Genomic DNA, 6282 nt, shown 5'->3' with positions numbered 1-6282 from the left:
CGCCAGGACCCGGCGGCGAGGAAGGGTCATGCCCCCACTTCAGCCACCACGGCCCCCGATCGCCGCGCAGCGGGGCCCGATACCCCCGCCGAACTCCCCTGAACGGCCCACAGCCCCGACCGCCGCCGCCCGCCGCCGCCCGCCCGGCACCGGCCCGTCCGGGTCGGTCCGGCCGGACCAGGCCGGACCAGGCCGGAAACCAGGTCCCGGACCGCTGCCGTGCCGTTCAGGCCCGGCCAGTGGTCAGGTCAGCGGATTGTCCACCCCGGTCCACAGGTCGCCCGGCGTCCCCGGGCTCAGTCGCATCAGGGTGAGTGCCTTCACCGGGAGCGGCTGCGAGACCAGTGCATCCCGGTCCGGGCCCGCCGGCAGGTCGGCGACCGCCTTCGCCAGGGCCGCGCCGAGTGCGGCCGCCGAGCCCGCGGTCGCGCCCAGTGCGCCGCAGACCAGTGAGCCGTACAGCTTGCGGCGCAGAATCGTTTCGTCGTCGGTGACGAGCCGGCCGGCGACCGGCGGTACGGGGATGCCGTGCCGCCTGAGCCGCACCGGGCTGATCCGGATGTCGGCGAGGTCGCGGTAGACCAGGCGGCGCGGGGCGCCGTCCGGGCCGAGGACGACCAGCAGGTTCTGCCCGTGGGCCTCCAGGGCCACCCCGAGCTCCAGCACCCGCATGCACACCGTCAGGGCCAGCCGGGCGAAGGACGCCAGCCAGTCGGCCGAGCGCACCAGTCCGGTGGTGGCCAGCGCCGCCACCGGGACCACCCGTTCGCCCGCGTCCGCGTCGGCGTAGTGCTCGGGCGGTTCGCGGAGCACCGCCGCCAGTTCCGAGGCGTACGCGGACACCGCCCCCACCGTGCGGGTGACGTGCAGCAGTCCGCCCAGCCGGGCCGCCAGGTCCTGGGCGAACGCCGACACCGCCGCGGCCGTCTCGATCGAGTACACCGAGATGTCGCGCACCGAGGAGGTCAGCCGGGTGCTCAGCGCGGTCTTCACGTGCGGGCCGCCGTCCGGCCCGGCCGGGGCCAGCGTCCGCAGGGCCATCAGCGGATGCGCGGCGAGACCGCCGCCCGCCTCGCCCGCGCAACGCCCCTCCATCCGTGCCGACTTCAGCACGTGCCGGGCCTGCCAGGGGTGCACCGGGACCAGGATCCGCCCGCCGTCCCGCAGCCGGCCGGGCCAGTCCCCGGCCACCAGGCACTCCGCCCGGTCCACCGGCAGCAGGCCCAGGCGGACCACGGGGCCGTGCTCGGGCGCGTACGCGAGCTGCTCGGCGACCGTGAACCCGGGGCGGGAGCGGCAGCCCGGGTGGTAGGGATGGCCGTCGACGACGCGCTGCTCCCACTCCCAGCCCGTCCGCGGCCAGGGGCCGGCCGGGTCCGGGGCCGGGCGGCCGGCTCGGGAGAGGGCCAACGAGGCGGTGCTGCCGTCCAGTTCCGCGGCGAACTCCGCCCCGTGCGGCACGCCCAGCGCCCTCATCAGCCGGGCGGGGTGCCGGTACGGTACGCCGTCCAGCTCGACCTGGCCGGCGTACGCGGTGGTCGCGTACGTATCGGGCGGCGGCCCGTGCACCCGGGCCCCGTGCGCCAGCTCCAGCGTCAGCCCGTCGCTGCCGCGCTCGCGGCGCACCACCCACGGCAGCGGCTCGTAGGCCAGGGCCCGCCACAGCCGGGTCAGCACGGCGGCCCGGGCGCCGGCCAGCTCCGCCGCGTACCCGGCGGCCAGCCGCGGGCGTACGGCCTCCAGTTCGGCGGCGACGGACTCCTCGGCCCGGGTCCCGTGCGGGCTGCTGCGCGGGCTGCTGCGGTCCAGAACGGCTCTCCTCCTCCGTGCGCTCATCACAACCTCCCATGATCGGGCAATAATCGGTACCGAGAACGCCCACCGCTCCCCGAATGGACTCCGTGGACGCCACCGCCGACGCGTACGCCGCAGCGCCGCTGCTCAACTGCCTCCTGCGGGAGGCCGCCGAACCCGACGGCGCCGTGGGCCGCCACCGGCTGCGCGCCAGCGGCCGGCTGCTGCGGGTGCACGGAGGCCGCCGCCCCGAGCGCCCCCAGCTGTACACGGCGGGCGGCTGGCGCACCCTGAACCACCCGGAGCTGCTCAAGCTCACCTGCGAGGAGCTGCGGCTGCTGACCGGCGTCCCCAACGACGAGCTCTTCAGCGAGATGGCCGACAGCCGGGCCGCCGTCGCCGCGCTTCTCACCGCCCGGGCCGCCGCGGACCCGCCGCGGGACCCCTACCTGTACTCCGAGCAGGCCCTGGTGATGGGCCATCCGTACCACCCGGCGCCCAAGGCGCGGGGTGGTGCCCCGGCCGCGAGCTGGCTCCCGTACGCCCCCGAGGCGCACGCCGGCTTCCCGCTGGCCCTGCTGGCGCTGCGCGAGGACCAGCTCGTCGAGGAGGGCGGCCCCGACGCCGCCGGCCCGCTCGACGCCCTCGCCGGACCGCTGGGCGCGCCGCCGCTCCCGGCCGGCTACCGGCTGCTGCCGGCCCACCCCTGGCAACTGGAGCTGACCGGCGCCCGTCGGGCCTTCGCGGACGGGCGCCTCCTCGACCTCGGACCGAGCCGCGTCCGCGCACACCCCACGGCCTCGCTGCGCACGGTGTACCTGCCGGAGGCCGACCTCTTCCTGAAGTTCAGCCTGGACGTGCGCATCACGAACGACGTACGGCGGCTGTGGCGGCACGACCTGCTGGCGCTGCGCCGCAGCGACGCGGCCGTCACCGAGGCCTTCGCCGGCCTGCGGGCCCGTACGGGTTCACCCGCCGCCTGGCTCGGCGACCGCGGCTACCGGACGGCCGGCTTCGCCTTCGAGGAGCTGGCCGTGCTGGTCCGCGACGGGCTGGGCGGCCGGGTGCGGCCCGGCGCCACCCCGCTGCTGGCCGCCGCGCTGGCCGAGGGCTATCCCGGCAGCCCACTGGCCGCCGCCACCGATCCGGCGGCCTGGTGGAACGCCTACCTCCGCCAGGTGGTCCCGCCGGTCCTCGACCTCTTCGCCCACGGGGTGGTGCTGGAGGCGCACGTCCAGAACACGCTGGTCGCCGTCGACGCCGCGGGCCTGCCGGTGCAGGCCCTCTTCCGCGACGCGGAAGGCGTCAAACTCCTCTCCGGCACCCCGCGCGCGGCGGGCTGGCAGCGGCTCGTCTACTGCCTGGTGGTCAACCACCTGACCGAGATCGCCGCCGCCCTCGCCGAACAGCACCCGCAGGTCGCCCCGCAGCTGTGGCCGGCGGCCCGCGCCGCGTTCCTGCGCCACCACGCGGAGCACCCCCTCCCGGAGATCCCCGAGCTCCTCGCCGCCCCCGCGCTGCCCGGCAAGACCAACCTGCTGCTGCGCTGGACGCACGCCGACGGAGCCTCCGCCCGCTATCTCCCGCTGCCCAACCCGTTGCGCGACACCGGCCAGGGTTTCGATTCGGGAACGGATCCCGACGGCCGGCGATCTCCGTGACAGAGTGCGCCCACCGGCCGTTTCGCTGCGAGGGGGAACCATGAACAGCATCTGGGCCATGCCGGCCTGTCCGCTGTGCAAAGCACCGGCGCACCGGGTGTCGTGGCGGAGCGGGCGCGGCGGGCGCGGCGGGCCGGTGGAGGTGACCGTCCAGCCCTGCGGGCACGTGGTGACCTGCGCCGCCCCGCCCGAGATCGTTCTCGACCCGGTCGTGGAACGGCGGGCCCGGCCCGCCTGAGGCCCGAGCCCGCCCGGGCGGCAGGGCTCAGCCGGCGGGCGGCCGGGTTCAGCCGGCGGGTGGCGGCGGCAGCAGCGGCTTGGCGCTGCGCCCGCCGACGGGGGAGGACAGCACGACCGAGGTGGTGGTCCGGCCGAGCACGGAGACCTGGGCCAGCATCTCCTCCAGGTGCAGCGTGTCGGTGACCGCGACCTTGAGGATCCAGCAGTCCTCGCCGACGACGTGGTGCACCTCCAGGACCTCCGGGCGCTCCATGAGTTCGAGCGTCCGCGGAGCCTTGAGGGTGTAACCGCCGTGCGGGTTCACCCGGATGAACGCCTGGATGCCGTACCCGAGCCGGGCCGGGTCCACCCGGGCGCCGTAGCCGGTGATCGCCCCGCCGGCCTCCAGCCGGCGCAGCCGCTCGGCGACCGCGGCGGGGCTCAGGCTGATCCGCCGGCCCAGCTCGCTGAGCTTGATCCGGCCGTCCTGCTGGACCAGGTCCAGCAGCTGCCGGTCCACCTGGTCGAAGCCCGCCGACGAAACGGCGGCGGACGGGCGCGGATGGCGTGGTTCCTTCGGTGCGACGACCCGATCTCCCATGTTTCCCCCTTCAGGCGCGAGCGCCTCAACGTAACACTTGTGGACAGGAAATCCGCAGGTCGGAGCAGGTGGGAAGGGGTACGGGAGATGGCGCGCGAGGTCCTGGTGATCGGGGGCAACCGGTATTTCGGCAAGCGGCTGATCCGCTCGCTGCTCGCCGCAGGCGACCGGGTGACCGTCCTCAACCGGGGGTCGGCGGCGCCCCCGCCCGGGGCCGCGCACCTGGTCGCGGACCGCGACGACGAGGCCGCGCTGACCGCCGTGCTCGGCGGCCGGACCTTCGACGTGGTGGTCGACCAGGTCTGCTACACCCCGCGCCAGGCGGCCGTCGCCGCCCGCGTCCTGGCCGGCCGGACCGGCAGGTACGTGATGACCTCCACCGTGGAGGTGTACGAGCACCAGGACGCGGCGGCCGCGGTCACCGAGGCGGCGGTGGACCCGCGAGCGGTCGCGGTCGACCTCGGCCTGCCCTGGACCGACCCGGAGTTCGCCGCCGCGCACTACGGCGAGGGCAAGCGCCAGGCCGAGGCGGTCCTGGCCGCGGCGCCCGGCCTGCCGTACGTCGCCGTCCGCGTGGCCCATGTGATCGGCGGGGCGGACGACTTCACCGGGCGGGTCACCCACTACGCCGACCGGCTGCGGGCCGGCGAGCCGGTCGCGGTCACCGTGCCCAACCACCCGGCCACGTACGTCCACGTGGACGAGATCGCCGCGTTCCTGCACTGGGTGACCGGCCAGGAGTTCACCGGTCCGGTCAACGCCGCCTCCCACGGGCCGCTGACCACGGCCGACATCGTGGACGCGGTGGCCGGGGCACTGCCGGGCGGGCCGTACCGGGCCCGCTACACCCCGGCCGGGCCGCAGGAGGCGGCCTCGCCCTTCTCCTTCGCCCGCTCCTACGGCATGGACAACTCCCGTGCCGAGGAACTCGGCTTCCGTTTCTCCCGCACCGGCGACTGGCTCGCCCGCGCCGTCGCCGAAACCCTGGAAGGCAACTGACATGCGTACCCTGACCCTGCCCGGTCTCGGCACCGTCTCGGCGATCGGCTACGGCGCCATGCCGCTGTCCATCGAGGGCCGGCCCGACGCGGAGCGGGCCGTGGCCACGGTGCACGCGGCCCTGGACGCGGGCATCACCCTCGTCGACACCGCGGACTCCTACTACGCGCCCGGCGGCGAACCCGGCCACAACGAGCTGCTGATCGCCCGCGCCCTGCGCGGCCACGGCGGCGCGGCCGACGAGGTGCTGGTGGCCACGAAGGGCGGCCGGGCCCGGACCGGCGACGGCGACTGGACCGTCGACGGCGACCCGCGCCACCTGCGGGCCGCCGCCGAGGCCTCCGCCCGGCGCCTGGGGGTGGAGGCGATCGGCCTGTACCAGCTGCACAAGCCCGACCCGGACGTCCCGTTCGCCGAGTCGGTGGGGGCGCTGCGGGAGCTCGCCGACCGGGGCACCATCCGGCTGGCCGGCGTCTCCAACGTCTCGGTCGAGCAGATCCGCGAGGCCCGGGAGATCCTCGGCGACCGGCTGGTGTCCGTGCAGAACCGCTACTCGCCCGCCGTCCGGGGCAGCGACCCCCAGCTGCGGCTGTGCGCCTCGCTCGGCCTCGCCTTCCTGCCGTGGAGCCCGCTCGGCGGCATCTCCCGCAGCTCCCTGGACGGGCCGGGCGCGGACGGGCCGGCGCCCACGACGCCGTTCCACGAGGTGGCACGCCGGCACGGCACCTCCCCCCAACAGGTCGCGCTGGCCTGGCTGCTGACCCTCTCGCCGACCGTCCTGCCCATCCCCGGAGCCTCGCGCCCGGCGTCGGTCCGGGACTCGGCGGCGGCCGCCGACCTGGTTCTGGACGCGGAGGACCTGGCCCGGCTGCCGCTGCCGCTGCCGCTCGCCGCCGAACCGGTCTGACGGCGGCCGCCGTCCGGCGCCGTCGGACGGGTTGCGGATGACCGCTGCGTTCGCCGTCCGGCGCGCCGTCGGACGGGTTGCCGCCGCCCGCCGTCCGGCGC

General features: G+C 76.2%; 6 protein-coding genes. 4 read left to right on the top strand and 2 right to left on the bottom strand.

Annotated features, from left to right (window positions below; all coding sequences use genetic code 11):
• Positions 1 to 243: 243 nt before the first annotated feature.
• A complete protein-coding gene (locus GPJ59_RS32145; protein ID WP_219671447.1) occupies positions 244 to 1836 on the bottom strand; it encodes an IucA/IucC family siderophore biosynthesis protein in 1593 nt (530 codons plus the stop codon).
• Between the two features lie 56 nt (positions 1837 to 1892).
• Here GPJ59_RS32145 and GPJ59_RS32140 point away from each other — a divergent pair, with 56 nt between their 5' ends.
• Together GPJ59_RS32140 and GPJ59_RS32135 are read left to right on the top strand one after the other, a co-directional pair.
• Positions 1893 to 3455: an IucA/IucC family protein gene (locus GPJ59_RS32140; protein WP_219671446.1), complete on the top strand. Its 1563-nt coding sequence runs from the start codon at positions 1893 to 1895 to the stop codon at positions 3453 to 3455.
• A 40-nt stretch (positions 3456 to 3495) separates the two neighbouring features.
• Positions 3496 to 3693: a hypothetical protein gene (locus GPJ59_RS32135; protein WP_219671445.1), complete on the top strand. Its 198-nt coding sequence runs from the start codon at positions 3496 to 3498 to the stop codon at positions 3691 to 3693.
• A 48-nt stretch (positions 3694 to 3741) separates the two neighbouring features.
• On the opposite strand, the gene GPJ59_RS32130 is transcribed toward GPJ59_RS32135, so the two are convergent.
• On the bottom strand, positions 3742 to 4275 hold the full coding sequence (locus tag GPJ59_RS32130; RefSeq protein WP_219671444.1) for an Lrp/AsnC family transcriptional regulator: 534 nt from the start codon (positions 4273 to 4275) through the stop codon (positions 3742 to 3744).
• Positions 4276 to 4362: 87 nt separating this feature from the next.
• Between GPJ59_RS32130 and GPJ59_RS32125 the strand changes: the two genes are divergently transcribed.
• Both GPJ59_RS32125 and GPJ59_RS32120 read left to right on the top strand, forming a co-directional pair.
• Positions 4363 to 5274, top strand: coding sequence for an NAD-dependent epimerase/dehydratase family protein (locus GPJ59_RS32125; RefSeq protein ID WP_219671443.1), 912 nt, complete (start codon positions 4363 to 4365; stop codon positions 5272 to 5274).
• A 1-nt stretch (position 5275) separates the two neighbouring features.
• Positions 5276 to 6181, top strand: coding sequence for an aldo/keto reductase (locus GPJ59_RS32120; RefSeq protein ID WP_219671442.1), 906 nt, complete (start codon positions 5276 to 5278; stop codon positions 6179 to 6181).
• Positions 6182 to 6282: the final 101 nt, after the last annotated feature.

It is taken from the genome of Streptomyces bambusae, from assembly GCF_019400985.1.
GTDB classification, from domain to species: Bacteria; Actinomycetota; Actinomycetes; order Streptomycetales; family Streptomycetaceae; genus Streptomyces; species Streptomyces bambusae_A.
Note: the sequence above shows the minus strand (reverse complement) of the source record. Positions and strands in the feature narration are given on the sequence as shown.